The 14,593-nt window shown below is 34.1% G+C and carries 14 protein-coding genes; 6 read left to right on the forward strand and 8 right to left on the reverse strand.

Annotated elements, in window-relative coordinates; genetic code table 11:
- Positions 1-31 precede the first annotated feature (31 nt).
- Entirely contained in the window at positions 32-310 is a 279-nt protein-coding gene (locus CDH49_RS01380) for a F0F1 ATP synthase subunit epsilon (protein ID WP_100613520.1), read from the forward strand.
- A 62-nt stretch (positions 311-372) separates the two neighbouring features.
- Here CDH49_RS01380 and CDH49_RS01385 read toward each other — a convergent pair whose 3' ends face one another.
- The 3 genes from CDH49_RS01385 to CDH49_RS01395 form a co-directional block, all read right to left on the reverse strand.
- Entirely contained in the window at positions 373-1,698 is a 1,326-nt protein-coding gene (locus CDH49_RS01385; protein WP_100613521.1) for a sugar MFS transporter, read from the reverse strand.
- 15 nt (positions 1,699-1,713) lie between these two features.
- Entirely contained in the window at positions 1,714-2,151 is a 438-nt protein-coding gene (locus CDH49_RS01390; RefSeq protein ID WP_394344561.1) for a LexA family protein, read from the reverse strand.
- A gap of 122 nt (positions 2,152-2,273) precedes the next feature.
- On the reverse strand, positions 2,274-3,530 hold the full coding sequence (locus CDH49_RS01395) for a Y-family DNA polymerase (protein WP_100613522.1): 1,257 nt from the start codon (positions 3,528-3,530) through the stop codon (positions 2,274-2,276).
- A 60-nt stretch (positions 3,531-3,590) separates the two neighbouring features.
- Between CDH49_RS01395 and CDH49_RS01400 the strand changes: the two genes are divergently transcribed.
- Positions 3,591-4,139: a hypothetical protein gene (locus CDH49_RS01400; protein ID WP_100613523.1), complete on the forward strand. Its 549-nt coding sequence runs from the start codon at positions 3,591-3,593 to the stop codon at positions 4,137-4,139.
- 41 nt (positions 4,140-4,180) lie between these two features.
- Here CDH49_RS01400 and CDH49_RS01405 read toward each other — a convergent pair whose 3' ends face one another.
- Positions 4,181-4,630 (reverse strand): DUF3157 family protein, encoded by a 450-nt coding sequence (locus tag CDH49_RS01405; RefSeq protein WP_100613524.1) that lies wholly within the window; start codon positions 4,628-4,630, stop codon positions 4,181-4,183.
- A gap of 93 nt (positions 4,631-4,723) precedes the next feature.
- Positions 4,724-6,220 (reverse strand): aminotransferase-like domain-containing protein, encoded by a 1,497-nt coding sequence (locus tag CDH49_RS01410; RefSeq protein WP_193434706.1) that lies wholly within the window; start codon positions 6,218-6,220, stop codon positions 4,724-4,726.
- Positions 6,221-6,297: 77 nt separating this feature from the next.
- Here CDH49_RS01410 and CDH49_RS01415 point away from each other — a divergent pair, with 77 nt between their 5' ends.
- The 3 genes from CDH49_RS01415 to CDH49_RS01425 all read left to right on the forward strand — a co-directional run bounded on the left by CDH49_RS01415 (position 6,298) and on the right by CDH49_RS01425 (position 10,450).
- Positions 6,298-8,130 (forward strand): TonB-dependent receptor plug domain-containing protein, encoded by a 1,833-nt coding sequence (locus CDH49_RS01415; RefSeq protein ID WP_100613526.1) that lies wholly within the window; start codon positions 6,298-6,300, stop codon positions 8,128-8,130.
- 286 nt (positions 8,131-8,416) lie between these two features.
- Entirely contained in the window at positions 8,417-8,989 is a 573-nt protein-coding gene (locus tag CDH49_RS01420) for a hypothetical protein (protein WP_100613527.1), read from the forward strand.
- Between the two features lie 3 nt (positions 8,990-8,992).
- Positions 8,993-10,450 (forward strand): flotillin family protein, encoded by a 1,458-nt coding sequence (locus tag CDH49_RS01425; protein ID WP_100613528.1) that lies wholly within the window; start codon positions 8,993-8,995, stop codon positions 10,448-10,450.
- A 62-nt stretch (positions 10,451-10,512) separates the two neighbouring features.
- On the opposite strand, the gene CDH49_RS01430 is transcribed toward CDH49_RS01425, so the two are convergent.
- Both CDH49_RS01430 and CDH49_RS01435 read right to left on the reverse strand, forming a co-directional pair.
- Positions 10,513-11,193, reverse strand: a complete 681-nt coding sequence (locus CDH49_RS01430; protein WP_100613529.1) for a LytR/AlgR family response regulator transcription factor — start codon at positions 11,191-11,193, stop codon at positions 10,513-10,515.
- 136 nt (positions 11,194-11,329) lie between these two features.
- A complete protein-coding gene (locus CDH49_RS01435) occupies positions 11,330-12,760 on the reverse strand; it encodes a sensor histidine kinase (protein WP_100613530.1) in 1,431 nt (476 codons plus the stop codon).
- Positions 12,761-12,993: 233 nt separating this feature from the next.
- Between CDH49_RS01435 and CDH49_RS01440 the strand changes: the two genes are divergently transcribed.
- A complete protein-coding gene (locus CDH49_RS01440; RefSeq protein ID WP_100613531.1) occupies positions 12,994-13,866 on the forward strand; it encodes a cupin-like domain-containing protein in 873 nt (290 codons plus the stop codon).
- Positions 13,867-14,050: 184 nt separating this feature from the next.
- Here CDH49_RS01440 and CDH49_RS01445 read toward each other — a convergent pair whose 3' ends face one another.
- A complete protein-coding gene (locus tag CDH49_RS01445) occupies positions 14,051-14,527 on the reverse strand; it encodes a regulatory protein RecX (protein WP_100613532.1) in 477 nt (158 codons plus the stop codon).
- Positions 14,528-14,593 lie beyond the last annotated feature (66 nt).

The raw sequence follows: 14,593 nt of genomic DNA on the forward strand, positions 1-14,593 counted from the left end.
TTGACAATTATTAATTATTAATTTAAAAACTATGTATTTAGAAATTGTATCACCAGAAGCAACTTTGTTTAGTGGAGAAGTAACGAGTGTTGCTGTTCCAGGAGTGAATGGTAATTTTGAAATGTTAAACAATCACGCTCCTATTGTATCTTTATTAAAAGAAGGTTTTGTGAAGATTACTGGCAGTATAGAATTACATGAAGCTGTTAAGAACAAATTTACCCAAGGTGATAAAAATACAACGTTGTTGAAAATCAATTCTGGTACTGTTGAAATGAAAGACAATAAAGTCATCATTTTAGTTGACTAAACTTTATTCAATTATATATTAAAAACGCGAAACACATGTTTCGCGTTTTTTTACACCTATAATTAAGGCTTCAATCCAATTTTATGTCCAGAAAATGCGTAATATAAAATAATAAGATAACACGGTAAAAGAATCCAATACCCAAAAGAAGTAGCTTCAGCAATGGCAGAAGCTTCACCCATACCGTTTAAAATTAATGTTTCCTTTTTACCATCTACCAACAAACCGTATAATGGCGGAATAATAGCGCCTCCAGAAATTGCCATAATAAGCAATGCTGAAGCCGTTTTAGTAAACTTTCCTAAGCCTGTTAAAGCTAACGGCCAAATGGCAGGCCACACCAAAGCATTGGCGATTCCTAAAGCAGCAACAAATAACACGGATACAAAGCCATCTGTAAAAATAATACAAAATGAAAAAACAATTCCTAAAATGGCACTAGCCTTTAAAGCAAAGGCTTGGCTTATATATTTGGGAATTAAAAACACGCCCAAAGCATACGTTACTACCATGGCCATTAATGTAAACAGTGTGAAAAATTTAGCTTGTTCAACAGGAATATCTAAAGCAATGCCATAAGCTATAATGGTATCTCCAGCAATCACTTCAACACCTACATATAAAAACAATGCCAAAACCCCTAACCATAAATGAGGAAATTGAAAAATACTGGTTTTTACCGTTTCGCCTACTTTTGGCTCTTCAACAAGTGCTTCTTCCACATTGGGCAAAGGTGCTTTTCTTATTAATATTCCTAAGACAAATAGCACCATGGCCATAACAATATAAGGGGTCACCACGCTATCTGCCATGGTATCTAACAAACGACCCTTTTCCTCGGCGTCAACAACCTCAAATTGTGCTTTTATTTTATCAATACCCGATAACAATAAAGCTCCGAAAATAACCGAGCCTAACGCCCCTGCTACTTTGTTGGCTATACCCATTATGGCAATACGCTTTGCCGCACTTTCTATAGGCCCTAAAATGGTAATATAAGGGTTTGATGCCGTTTGCAATAAGGTCATCCCGGCACCTTGAACAAAAATACCCGTTAAGAACATCCAATACGTTCTGGCTTCGGCGGCTGGTATAAAAATTAAAGCTCCTAGCGCCATAATAATTAAACCTAAGGACATACTTTTCTTGAAACCTATTCTTTTAATGACATAAGACGCTGGAAGTGCCATAAAGACAAATGAGATGTAAGAAGCAGATGCCACTAAATACGATTGCGCATCTGTTAACTCATTGATGGTTTTCATAAATGGAATTAATGCCCCATTAATCCAGGTAACAAATCCGAAGATGAAAAATAGTCCCGCAATAACAATAATGGGAATAAGTGTGTTGTTTTTTTGTGGAAGTGCTTGCTTTATTTCTGCCATACATTAAAGGTTGATTTACACTTTTTTAATCACGTTGGTAACAATGCCCCAAATAATAAAATCATTGTCTTTAGTGATTTTTATAATAGGGTAATTAGGATTTTCTGGTTGTAACCAAACTTCGTCTCTATCTACCTTTAAACGTTTTACAGTAAACTCACCATCTAAAAAGCAAACGGCTATTTTATTGTTTTCGGGCTGTAAACTCCTATCAATAACCAACAAATCATTATCGTCTAGTCCTGCCCCAATCATGGATTGTCCACTTACGCGTGCAAAAAAAGTAGCTTCTTTGTTTTTAATAAGCTCTTTATCCAAAGACAAACGCTGTTCTTTAAAATCTTCGGCTGGCGATGGAAATCCTGCAGAAATTCCAGTATCGAAAAACAAAGCTCCTGAATTATTGGTTTCCTCAGGAGTGAAAAAAGTTATAGGTTGGGCGTTGTGTAACATCATCTTTATGTCATTCCTAAAAGCAGGAATCATTTATAATTAATTTTTTTTATGTCATTGCGAGGAATAAAATGACGTGGCAATCTCATCGAAAGATTCCTTCACTGTGTTCGGAATGACGTTTACTTTACCTTAATAATATCATTAATATTCGTTGTGTATCTCGGCGATAATCGTTCTTGCCGCATTTTCCAAGTTCGTTTTAAATCTTGATTTCCTAATTTTACTTTATAATCTGCATACTTTTCATTTAAACCATCAATAGCATGCATAAGCGGTTTGTGCTTTGGGTTTTCGCTTTCAAATAGATCTATTTGATGGTTATTGGTTGGCACTAAACCCATAACGATAACACCTGCCCGTTTATACTTAATGCCTTCTTTAAAAATGGTTTTTACGGCATGAACGGCTTGTTGACTGATAATCAAACTCGAATCTGTTGGAAAAGGTAAGCTTATTATTTTACTTGCTCTATGTTGTTCTAAATCTTTTTTATGCCGGTCGCTACTTAAGGTCACATAAATAACATGGCAACTGGATTTTTGTTTTCTAAGTTTTTCAGCACAACTAGTTGCAAATGTAGAGATGCGTTCTTTAATATTTTCTATATCGGAAAACGTATATTCAAAACTTCTGGTGGTAGCAATGGCGTGTTTTGTCTTTATGTCTTCCAATTTAATTTCTGAAACACCTTCTAAATCCTTCTTTAACTTCCACTCGGTGATTGAAAAAGTTTTACGAACCCAATCATCTGATAATTGTGTGAAATCGAATGCCGTCAGGCAGTTTTTTGCTTTTAATCGCTTTTGAAGATTCCAACCAATACCCCAAACAGCTTCGATTTTAGTCCATTTTAAAGCTTTAATCCGTTTTTCTTCAGAATCAATCACATATACACCCTTGGTTTGTTCTGGAAATTTACGTGCAATTTTGTTGGCGACCTTGCTCAACGCTTTTGTTGGCGCGATGCCCACGCAGGTTGGAATGCCCGTCCATTTTAAAATACGTTGCCTAATTTGATTACCATAATCATTGAAATCGTAATCCTTAAACCCTTTAAACTCTAAAAAGGCTTCGTCTATACTATACACCTCAACATCTGGTGTGAATTGTTCTAAAATTTTCATCACACGGCTACTCATATCGCCATATAACGGGTAATTTGAAGAAAGAACCTGTATGCTTTTTTCTTTGCAGAACGCTTCCCATTTAAAAATAGGGGCACCCATAGGAAGCTCTAAAGCTTTCGCTTCATCACTTCGCGAAATAACACACCCATCATTATTGCTTAAAATAGCAATGGGTTTATGGCGTAAATTAGGGTTAAAAACGCGTTCGCAAGAGGCGTAAAAATTGTTACAATCTACTAGGGCGTACATGTTATAAAATTACAAGATTTCTTTAATTTTTTGAGAAAAACCTTTTCTTATATTTGAATTATGGACAAAAATATTATTGTATCTGAAAGACAACGCCCTTTATGGCAACGCATTGTAGCGTCACTCTTTTTTACAATTGCAATTGCCTATTTAGCATATGTTATATCATATGTTGAATGGAATGAAAGGGATCCTAGAAATTTTGGACACCATATAAAAAGATTTACCCTTTTAATCACTTTTGGGATTTCATTTTCATTTCATAAAAGTGTGTATATCGATTTAGAAAAATCAAAATTTAGATCAACTTTTGAGGTAGGCCCTATTAAATTAGGTGAATGGAAGACAATAAACAATTACGAATATGTTTCAATTTTTCATGAACCCCTTATTGATGGAAAGAAAATATTTGAAGTAAATTTGTGGTATGACAGAAATAAACATTGGGAATTATATGAAAAATATACTTTTGAAGATGCTTTTGCAATAGGATATGAGATTTCAGAATTATTAAATATTGATTTACTCGACGCAACAAAACCTAATAATTATAGAAGAGTTGATAAAGAAGCTTTAAAAAAAACTGGCCATATTGAATACTTGGATTAGTCATTTATACTTATACAACCAATCCATCTAAAAAGTAACTATTAAAGAAATTGACCCTTCTTCACAATAGTATGTCCATTTCGCTTATAAGACACTTTCGTGCCATTAGCACAAAAATCGTAGGCTCCTTTGGCTTTATCTTCTGATGCAGATAATAATACCACATCTTCTACCTCACATTTGTATTCCTTAGCCACTTTTTTCTTTATATCCTCCATAGTTGCTCGCCCTCTTTTTAATTGCATTTGAATGTTTTTATCTAACTCAGGCTCTACAAAATCTTGAGCTAAACTACACCCGTTTTCTTTAACTGGCTTTGATGTTTCTTTAACAGTCCCGCTTAACACAGGCGATTCACCATCAATATATTCCCATGTAAAATCAGCTTTTAGCAAAACACGTCTGCCATCATCTGTTTTTACAATATAATTATTTTGGGAAAAGCCAATAAACGAGATAAAAAATAGTAATATTAAAAGAGAGGTTTTCATAAGAAATGGAAATTAGACGTTTTTATTAATCCAAAAATACATTTTTTAATGGAAAAAAAAGAAGCTAATCTTCTCTACATAAACCAAACAGGATTAACCATGTAAAACCAACTCATAAGCCATTTTTAATTTCTTTACAATACTATCTATTTCTTCTTCGGTTAAATCTCCAAAACCGAAACGAATACAACAAGTGTTTTTGTCTTGGTAAAGAATCGTTTTTGGAAGAAATAAATCATGCTTAGAGGCTTGTTCCGCTAGTTTAACCAAGGATATTTGTGGTTCAAAGCGCAACCATAAGGCTAAACCTCCAGATGGCTTTTCCCAAAACACGTGTTGCTTAAAATGTTCCGAAAGGCATTCACATAAAAAATCACGTCTTTGTTTATAAATTAGTACGTTTTTTTTGATCAATCGGTGTATTTCGCCTTCATAAATAAGCTCGGACAGCATTTGCTCTTGAATTAAATCACCTTGCCTATCCAATATTTTTAAATAATTTTTTGCCTCTGAAATTAAATTCTCCGGCGCTATGACAAACCCCGTTTGAAAACTTGGAAACAAGGATTGCCCCAGTTTCCCCAAATAAATAATAACCCCATTCGCATCGGAGCTTGCCATAGGAAGCATAGCCGATCCATCAAACTGAAAATCGTAATCATAATCGTCCTCAATAATGGCAAACTGATAGTCTTTAGCGAGTTGCATGAGTTGTAAACGTCGTTCGGCACTAAGCGTTTTAGTGGTTGGATAATGCCTATGGGCACATACATAAATACAACGAATGGCATGTTTTATAAAATGGGTCCTAATATATTCAACATCTATCCCGTGGTCATCTATGGGGATTGTTCTAACAATGGCGCCCGACTGTTGAAAAATCATATTAGCCGCATAATTACTTAAGTTGCCAACCAAAACAACATCATTAGGCTTTAATAGCAATTGGGAAACAATATACAGACTCATTTCTGTACTTCTTGTACTCATCAAGTTTGAGGGCTTAATATGAAAGCCACGAGTGGCATTTAAATAATTACATAATTGAATTTCAAACGTTGAATAAGAAGATAAGGACGTTTGATTCCAATTCGGAATCAACGATTTTCGCTTCATGGAAGCGCTATACCATTTTGAAAATTGATGTGTCGGATGCAACCTCAAATCGGGTTGGCCATCATTAATATTGTATTTATTTTGATTTAGTTCGCGCGTAGAAGCTAAATTAAAAGAAGGCTGAAATGGAAACCCTGTTGTTATGGAATATTCATGTACTTGATCCACATGCTGCGAGGTCGCTTTAATCGCTACCGTTTTCTGCTCTGGAACTAACACACAAGTCCCTTTATTTGGTATAATCTCTACCCATCCTTGTGATGCGAGTTCATCATAAATAGCAACAACCGTATTTCTATTAATATGAAATAATTGACTAAAAACACGTGTCCCTGGCAACCAAGTCCCTTCTGTTAAATAACCGCGTTGAATCGCATTAATGATTTGTTGCGAAGCTTGAATATATATGGGTGTTGCATTCGATTTTTCGAGATGAATTAATTGCGTTAAAAGCTTATTAACCGGACTACCCATTATTTTAAAAGTGGACTACTTAACTAGTCCAGAAAGTTACGAATTTTGCACCGTAAAAAATAATTCAAATATTTATTATGAAAAACAAGGGTTTTTTAGCTTTATCTCTATTGGTTTCAGTAATGATGGTAAATGCTCAAAACGAGCCAATTACAAAACAAGACACCACGGCGCTTGGTGAAGTGACGGTCACTTCGTCTCGAATAAACTTACCATTTAAAGAAAACTCCAGAACCATATCCATCATATCTTCTGTAGAAATTAAAAATAGTGCCGCGACCAATCTTGCCGATTTATTACAACAAGAAGCGGGTATTGATATACGCCGAAGAGGTACTGCTGGCATGCAAGCCGATTTATACATTCGTGGCGGTAGTTTTGACCAAACCTTATTACTTATCGATGGTATAAAAATGGATGATGCACAAACAGGTCACCACACCATGAACGCCGCTTTACCTATCGAGGTTATAGAACGCATAGAAATTATCAAAGGCCCAGCCGCTAGGGTTTTTGGACAAAATGCCTTTACTGGCGCTATTAATATCGTTACCAAAAAAGTGACTGAAAATACAGTGTCCGCAAACTTAGAAGCAGGCTCGTACAACCAACTAAATTCCTCTGTTACTGTGGCTTCAAGCCTTGAAAATTCATCACATTTGGTGCATGTAAGCCGTCTAACATCGGATGGATATCGCTATAATACTGACTACGACAATAGTAATTATTTCATTAAAAGCACCTTCAATAAAAAGGCACAAGCTATTGACATGATTACAACGTTTTCGGAACGTAAATTTGGAGCCAATGGGTTTTATGCAAGTCCAACCGCCTCCAATCAATACGAAGAAACCCAAAATAGTTTGATAGGTTTTTCGACGCAGTTTGCTTCGGAAAAATGGCAAATCACACCACGGATTTATTGGAAACGTAATCAAGATGAATACGTGTTTGTTCGGCAAGATCCATCTATTTATAGAAACTTGCATATTACCGATAAAATAGGCGCCGAAGTTAATACCTCTTATACCTCAAACCTAGGTGTTACTGGTTTTGGTATTGATATGTCTAAAATATATCTAAGAAGCAATAATTTAGGGAATAGAAATCGGTTTATGACAACCCTATTTTTAGAACATCAATTTAAATTAGCCGATAATAAATTGGATATTACACCTGGTGTTGCCGTTACTTATTTCTCAGATTTTAAATTTCATGCCTTTCCAGGCATTGATATTGGATACCGCTTGAATGACAATTTAAAAGCCTACGGAAATATAGGGTACACTTATAGAATACCAACCTACACCGATTTATATTACAGCGACCCTACCACCAACGGAGACGAAAATTTAAAACCAGAAGAAGCGCTCTCAGAAGAAATTGGCATTAAATATTTTACGCCAACCTTTACAGCTTCGGCAGCTATTTTTAATAGAGATGCCAGTAAGTTGATAGATTTTGTAAAAGACAATGAACCAGATTTATGGCAGGCAACCAATATAAGGGATTTAAATACAAAGGGCTTTGAAATCAATACATCTTACTACTTTAAAATAATCAACTTTAACCAGAACCTTTCTTTAGGTTATACCTTTTTGGAAGATGAAGTTAAAGCCCTTAACGTCAATTTTTCTAGATATGCCATAAACTCGTTAAGGCATCAATTTACAAGTCGGTTAAGTACGCAATTGTTTAAAAACGTCAGTCAGAATATCGTTTATAAATATGCCGAAAGAACTTCGGGTGAGAGTTATAATGTATGGGATGCCTCCATCATTGTCAGTTTAAAACAGTTGGAAATTACGGCAACAGCAAGCAATATTTTTAATGCGGAATATTATGAGACAAACTTAGTGCCCATGCCTAAAGGGAATATGCTTTTTGGACTTCGATATCATTTCAACTGAAACAATTAGCGATTCGCACTCATATTTGAGAAGCGCTATTTTAAAAAAGATTAAATTTTACTAATACTAAAATTTAATCTTTTTTCTTTTTCGTAACAAATCGATATTTTTAGATACTTATTAAATTGTAAATAAGAACCTATGAAATATTGAATGTTTTTGCTTAAAAAAGGATAACATTTAATACATCAACCCAAAAGTAGACTGTGTCGATTTTACTCTCAGAATAACATTGTAAAGTCATAAAAAGGTTTTATATTTCATAAATTTTCTAAACTAAATAATTATGGCAGAGTGGTTTTCGAGTCTTGAACTATTTCCTAAAATATATTGGGTCATAGCTTTATTATCCTCACTAATCTTTATTATTATAATTGTTCTCACCTTTATTGGTGGAGATAATAATGGATTAGACACTGATACAGAAATAGAGTCAGACACAGGTATAGGTTTTCAATTTATAACATTTAAAAACCTAGTTGGATTCTTTACTATATTAGGATGGAGCGGTATTGCGTGTATGGATGCCGGTCTTTCAAAACCCTTAACCGTTCTTATATCTTTTGTTTGTGGCTTAGTGATGATGGCGATTATGGCCGCGATGTTTTACTACATGCGAAAACTTAATGATAGTGGTACTTTAGATTTTAAAAATGCCATTGGATCTGTTGGCGAAGTCTACCTAACAATTGGCGCCAATCGGTCATCTATAGGAAAAGTGCACGTTAAAATACAAGGTGCTCTACGCGAATTAGAAGCACTTACCGATTCTGAAACTAATTTAAAATCAAGTTCTGTCATCAGAGTAAAAGATGTTACCGAGAACGGAATATTAATTGTTGAACAACTAACCAAATAACCTATGCTATTAATTACAACACAAGACGCTTTTAGCTTCGGACTGCCAATAACCATTATTGCCGCAGTTCTATTTGTATTCATATTTTTTATCGTCTTGGTAAGGCGTTATAAACGATGCCCTTCAGACAGAATATTAGTAGTTTATGGCAAAGTTGGTGGTGGACAATCCGCAAAATGTATTCATGGTGGTGCCGCATTTATTGTTCCTGTTATTCAAGATTATCAATTTTTGGATTTAACGCCTATTTCCATTGAAGTTAATCTAGTTAATGCGTTGAGTAAACAAAACATTCGTGTTAACGTGCCTTCTCGTTTTACCATTGGTATTTCTACCGAACCTGGCATCATGCAAAACGCTGCCGAAAGATTATTAGGCTTAGGGCAAAGCGAAATTCAAGAATTGGCTCAAGAAATTATTTTTGGTCAGTTACGTTTAGTTGTAGCTTCTATGGATATTGAAGAAATCAATTCTGATAGAGACAAGTTTTTAACCAATATTTCTGAAAGTGTAGAATCTGAACTTAAAAAAGTAGGATTAAAACTCATAAACGTAAACATCACCGATATTGTTGACGAGTCTGGCTACATTCAAGCTTTAGGAAAAGAAGCCGCAGCACATGCCATTAATGCTGCTCGTAAATCGGTTGCCGAAAAAAACAGGGATGGTTCTATTGGTGAAGCGAATGCCGTACAAGACGAAAGAACCCAAGTGGCTGCTGCTAATGCACAGGCTGTGGAAGGTGAAAATACTGCAAAAATAGCTGTTGCTAATTCAGATTCTTTACGTCGTCAAAGAGAAGCTGAAGCTGAACGCGTAGCTATAGCATCAGAAAAAGTACAAACAGCAAAAGCCTTAGAAGAATCGTATGCTGCTGAACAATTAGCAGAGGTAGCCAGAGCAGAGCGTGAGCGTTCATCTCAAATGGCCGATGTCATTGTCCCTGCTGAAATTGATAAACGTAAAATAGAAATCAATGCAGAAGCTGAAGCAGAACAAATAAGAAGAATTGCAAAAGGAGAGGCCGATGCGATTCTATTTAAAGCACAAGCAGAAGCGCAAGGATTATATGAAATATTGACCAAGCAAGCAGCTGGTCTGGACCAAATCGTGAAAGCGGCTGGCAACAATTCAAAAGATGCGGTACTATTATTAATTGCTGATAAATTGCCTGAGCTTGTAAAAACACAAGCCGAAGCCATTAAAAACATTAAAATTGATAAGGTAACTGTTTGGGAAAACGGCAATGGGAAAGATGGAAAATCTTCAACAGCCAATTTCCTTTCTGGACTGTATCAATCGGTACCTCCTTTGCAAGACATGTTTAATATGGCTGGAATGGAATTACCAGAATATTTAAAAGGTAAGGATTTAGATAGTAAATCACCCACCGATAAAACCAAAACATCTTCTAACACAAAAGATACCGATAAAACTAACCCGAAGGAAACAGAAGAATAACCAGTTTTGAATATTAAGCTAAAAACACAAGTCCGTCAGGTTTAAAAACCTGACGGCTTTTTTTATTCCAAATTTAAGCGTTTAAAAAAACCTTCTTTATAACGGTTACTAATTGGTATTTGATGTGTCCCAATGTAAACTTTATTGTTTTCTATTTTATCAATATTTAAGATGTTAATAAGATATGATTGATGTATTCTAACAAATTTAGAAGAAGGAATTTTTTCAATGAGTTCAACAAAAGTCATTCTTGGTGTGTATTTTTTTTCTTTGGTAACAATGTCAAGATAATTCCCAGAGCCTTTTACAAATAAAATATCTTGAAATTCTATTTTAATAGTTTTGAATCCGTCCTTAATAAAAAAGAAGTCCTTTTGTTTTTTTAAATTATTAATTCGCTCTTCAGCTTTATGTATTGCCATTTGAAAACGATCAAATTCAAACGGTTTTAAAAGATAATCAATGGCATTATAATCATAACTCTCTATCGCAAACTCCGTGTAAGCTGTAGTAAAAATAACCTGCGGTTTAAGTTGTAAATCGTTTAACATTTCCAATCCCGACATGTGTGGCATATTGATATCCAAAAAAATCAAGTCAACTGGATTTTGCTTTAAAAAAGACATGGCATCTTTTGCATTATAAAAATGAGATAAAAGCATGACACTATCCATTTTTGAAATATGATGCTGTATAACCTGTATGGCTTTTGGCTCGTCGTCTATTGCTATGGCTGTCATCATTTACATTTTGGTTGTCACATCGAGTGAATTTGATGTCCGATAGAAAAATCAAATTAGTATCGAGATATTTTTTATACATGGTTCTCGATACTAATTTGTTCATTCTTCACAAATTTACTCGAACTGACATTTTAATTTACACTTTAGTTTTAATACTCATTTTTACCGAAAAGGTATTGTTTTCTTTTGCAACTTCAAAAGAATGTTTTTTGGGATATACTAGTTCCAATCGTTGTTTGGCATTTTTTATACCAATACCGAAGCCTTGTTCTTTGTAATAGGTTTTGTAATTATCATCAAAACTATTTATACATTTAAAATAAATGGTGTTTTCATCACATATTACTGAAACTTCTAGCCTTGATGGTTTTGATGGGTCAATACCATATTTAAAGGCATTTTCAACAAAAGGAATCAATAATCCTGGCGTTATAAAATGATTTTCAACATTCCTAAAATCGGTTACAACTTCTGGCTCTACCACACAACGTAATTTTTGAATGGCAATATAATCTTGCAAATACTTTATTTCATTTTCAAGAGGTATAAAATCTTTATCGATATCTTCTTGCATATACCTAATTAAGTTTGCCAGTTTGGCTGTGCTTTCTGCTGTTTTTGGTGCTTTCTCTTCTAAAGCAGTAGCATACAACGTATTTAAAGTATTGAATAAAAAATGGGGATTGACTTGCGATTTCAAGAGGCTTAGTTCTGATTCTTTTGCTCCTAAATTTACATCTTGAGTTTTAATTCTATGCCGAATATATCCATAAACAAAAGAAAGAAGATAGTCAATTAAAAACGCCATACTTAATACTATGATGTTTGGAAAAGGTCCTATTTCAAAATGGGTTATTGAGTAAATATATTTAGATAGTAAAACGTATAGAACAAACAGACATGTAACAAACAATAAATATTTGCCAGTTTTCTTTTCCTTTAATAATATAGGTGTAACAAAAAATGTATTAATATAAAAAAACAAAAGCTTCACAGTAAAATACATAATAGTTATTATGGCTGCCCAGCTAGATATATTTGAGAAGATAAAATGCAAAACAAGTCCAATAATCACTAAGTTGATTGCTAATTCTAACTGTTTGGCTGTAAAATTATTATTTAACACACCTTTATCCATTATTGATATGCTATATAAACAAGACATAAAAATTAAAGGAATAAAATCTACAAAAGCTTTTACAGAGGATTTTAAATTGGGGGTTAAATTATGGTTGTAATTTAAGTCAGAAACAATACTGGTGACGTTTACATCTAACCACGATATACAGATAGTATATAATATGGCATAAAGCAAAATTGAAATGGCTCCTGTTTTTTTGTTTGTGATGAATAAAGGTGTCAAAAAACATGATAAGATGTAAAACGTAAAAATTTGAATTATAATTTTTAAACTACCAAAAATTTTAAAGTTTTCATGAAAATTATATGCTTTGCTCATTCTTTGTAATGATTCCATTGAATCTATAAATACCCAAGTTAAAAGGGTAATTACTAAGATGTGAATTAATATCTTATACCTTGGTGTAAAAAATGCTTTAAATGTCATATCATATTATTTTCAAGTAAAACTACAATTACTCGAAATCTTTAAAAAAATAATGTTACAATGATACCAATAACTGGTACGAAAGCAGTTTTTAAAGTTAAAATTATAAATGCTATCTTCTGTCTTATTAGAAATAATAAATCTTCTATGAGCAAAAAAAAAAGTAACGCCCCAAACACTATTTTAAATCTGATAACGTTTTCTTAACTTTGGCTCACTAAACTTTTTTAGCCTTGGCACTAAACTTATTGGACATTCCTCGTGTAAAAACCATTACAAAAGAGGATTTTTTAAAACATTATTTTAAGCCACAAAAGCCCGTGGTTATTGAGCGTTTTATAGATCATTGGCCAGCGTATACCAAATGGAATCTAGACTATATGAAAACCATAGGCGGTGATATTACTGTCCCGCTTTATGATGACAGACCTGTAGATTATAAAGATGGTTTTAACGAAGCGCATGCCAAAATGAAATTGGGGGACTATATCGATTTACTGAAACGCGAACCCACAAAATACCGTATTTTTTTATGGAATGCCATTAAGGAACTTCCGCAATTGCAAAAGGATTTTTCGTTCCCCGATTTTGGATTGAAACTCATGAAAGGGATTCCCATGCTGTTTTTTGGTGGAAAGAACTCTTACACATTCATGCATTATGATATTGATTTGGCAAATATTTTCCATTTTCATTTTGAAGGCAAAAAACAGATTATTTTGTTCGACCAAAAACAAAATGACTTTTTATATAAAGTCCCACATTCATTAATTACAAGGGAAGATATCGATTTTGCCAACCCAGATTTTGAAAAATGGCCCATACTTAAAAAAGCGCAAGGTTATAAAACTGAACTCAACCACGGCGAAGTGTTGTATATGCCCGAAGGTTACTGGCATTACATGCGCTACATAACGCCTGGTTTTTCGATGAGCTTAAGGGCAATTGCCCGAAATCCTAAGAATTTTAGTAAAGCCGTTTACAATTTACTCATCATGCGCTATTATGATAATGCCATGAGGCAATTAAAAGGTCAGAAATGGATTGATTGGAAGAATGAACAAGCCATTGTAAGAACCCATCGAAAAAATGGCGTTGCTGTTTAAAGCGTCATTATGAACCCTCCAGACAGGCTAAAGTGAAGCAATATCATAAAGTAGAACTAAAAATCAACAGATTGCTTCGTCGCTACTCTTCTCGCAATGACGTCATTGCGAGGGACGAAGCAATCTCATCATTAGAACTAAACAAGAAACAGATTGCTTCGTCGTGCCTCCTCGCAATGACGCATCATTTTATCAATTCATTAGCTTTATCATGCACTAAATAAGATTCCCATCCAAGGCGGATGAAATAATCTACAAATTTCTTTTTTTTCTTCCATTTATCCGACTCTTTAATCAAATCAACCTTTTTATTGGCTAAACTGTTAAAAACATCGATGTAATGCTCGTCAGAAATTCCGTCAATAGCTGCTTTTATATTAACTTTGGAAATGTCTTTTTTCTTAAGTTCATAGGTTAATCGACTTTTACCCCATTTCTTGATATTAAACTTACCGCTTACAAATGCTTTGGCAAAACGTTCTTCATTAAGAAAGTTGTGTTCTAAAAGATGGATGATGATCACGTCGATAGCTTCGGGTATCATGTACATGTCCATTAATTTTTGTCTCACCTCTTGATGACTGCGTTCTTGGTACACACAATAATGCTCCAGTTTTTTGGTAGCTTCTTGTAACGTATATGTTTTTTTGGGTGGCTGCATGCTTTTCCAAAAATAATGACTAAAATTTTTAAAAGACCAAATCTAACCAGATTTTAATATATAGTT

The organism is Confluentibacter citreus, assembly GCF_002807055.1.
GTDB classification, from domain to species: domain Bacteria; phylum Bacteroidota; class Bacteroidia; order Flavobacteriales; family Flavobacteriaceae; genus Confluentibacter; species Confluentibacter citreus.

What these genes read in the sequence shown, in the direction of transcription:
- CDH49_RS01405 (WP_100613524.1), bottom strand. Translation starts at nt 4,630, where the DNA reads ATGAAAACCTCTCTTTTAATATTACTATTTTTTATCTCGTTTATTGGC.
- CDH49_RS01415 (WP_100613526.1), top strand. Translation starts at nt 6,298, where the DNA reads ATGAAAAACAAGGGTTTTTTAGCTTTATCTCTATTGGTTTCAGTAATG.
- CDH49_RS01390 (WP_394344561.1), bottom strand. Translation starts at nt 2,151, where the DNA reads ATGTTACACAACGCCCAACCTATAACTTTTTTCACTCCTGAGGAAACC.
- CDH49_RS01430 (WP_100613529.1), bottom strand. Translation starts at nt 11,193, where the DNA reads ATGATGACAGCCATAGCAATAGACGACGAGCCAAAAGCCATACAGGTT.
- CDH49_RS01380 (WP_100613520.1), top strand. Translation starts at nt 32, where the DNA reads ATGTATTTAGAAATTGTATCACCAGAAGCAACTTTGTTTAGTGGAGAA.
- CDH49_RS01425 (WP_100613528.1), top strand. Translation starts at nt 8,993, where the DNA reads ATGCTATTAATTACAACACAAGACGCTTTTAGCTTCGGACTGCCAATA.
- CDH49_RS01435 (WP_100613530.1), bottom strand. Translation starts at nt 12,760, where the DNA reads ATGACATTTAAAGCATTTTTTACACCAAGGTATAAGATATTAATTCAC.
- CDH49_RS01420 (WP_100613527.1), top strand. Translation starts at nt 8,417, where the DNA reads ATGGCAGAGTGGTTTTCGAGTCTTGAACTATTTCCTAAAATATATTGG.
- CDH49_RS01385 (WP_100613521.1), bottom strand. Translation starts at nt 1,698, where the DNA reads ATGGCAGAAATAAAGCAAGCACTTCCACAAAAAAACAACACACTTATT.
- CDH49_RS01445 (WP_100613532.1), bottom strand. Translation starts at nt 14,527, where the DNA reads ATGCAGCCACCCAAAAAAACATATACGTTACAAGAAGCTACCAAAAAA.
- CDH49_RS01400 (WP_100613523.1), top strand. Translation starts at nt 3,591, where the DNA reads ATGGACAAAAATATTATTGTATCTGAAAGACAACGCCCTTTATGGCAA.
- CDH49_RS01410 (WP_193434706.1), bottom strand. Translation starts at nt 6,220, where the DNA reads ATGGGTAGTCCGGTTAATAAGCTTTTAACGCAATTAATTCATCTCGAA.
- CDH49_RS01395 (WP_100613522.1), bottom strand. Translation starts at nt 3,530, where the DNA reads ATGTACGCCCTAGTAGATTGTAACAATTTTTACGCCTCTTGCGAACGC.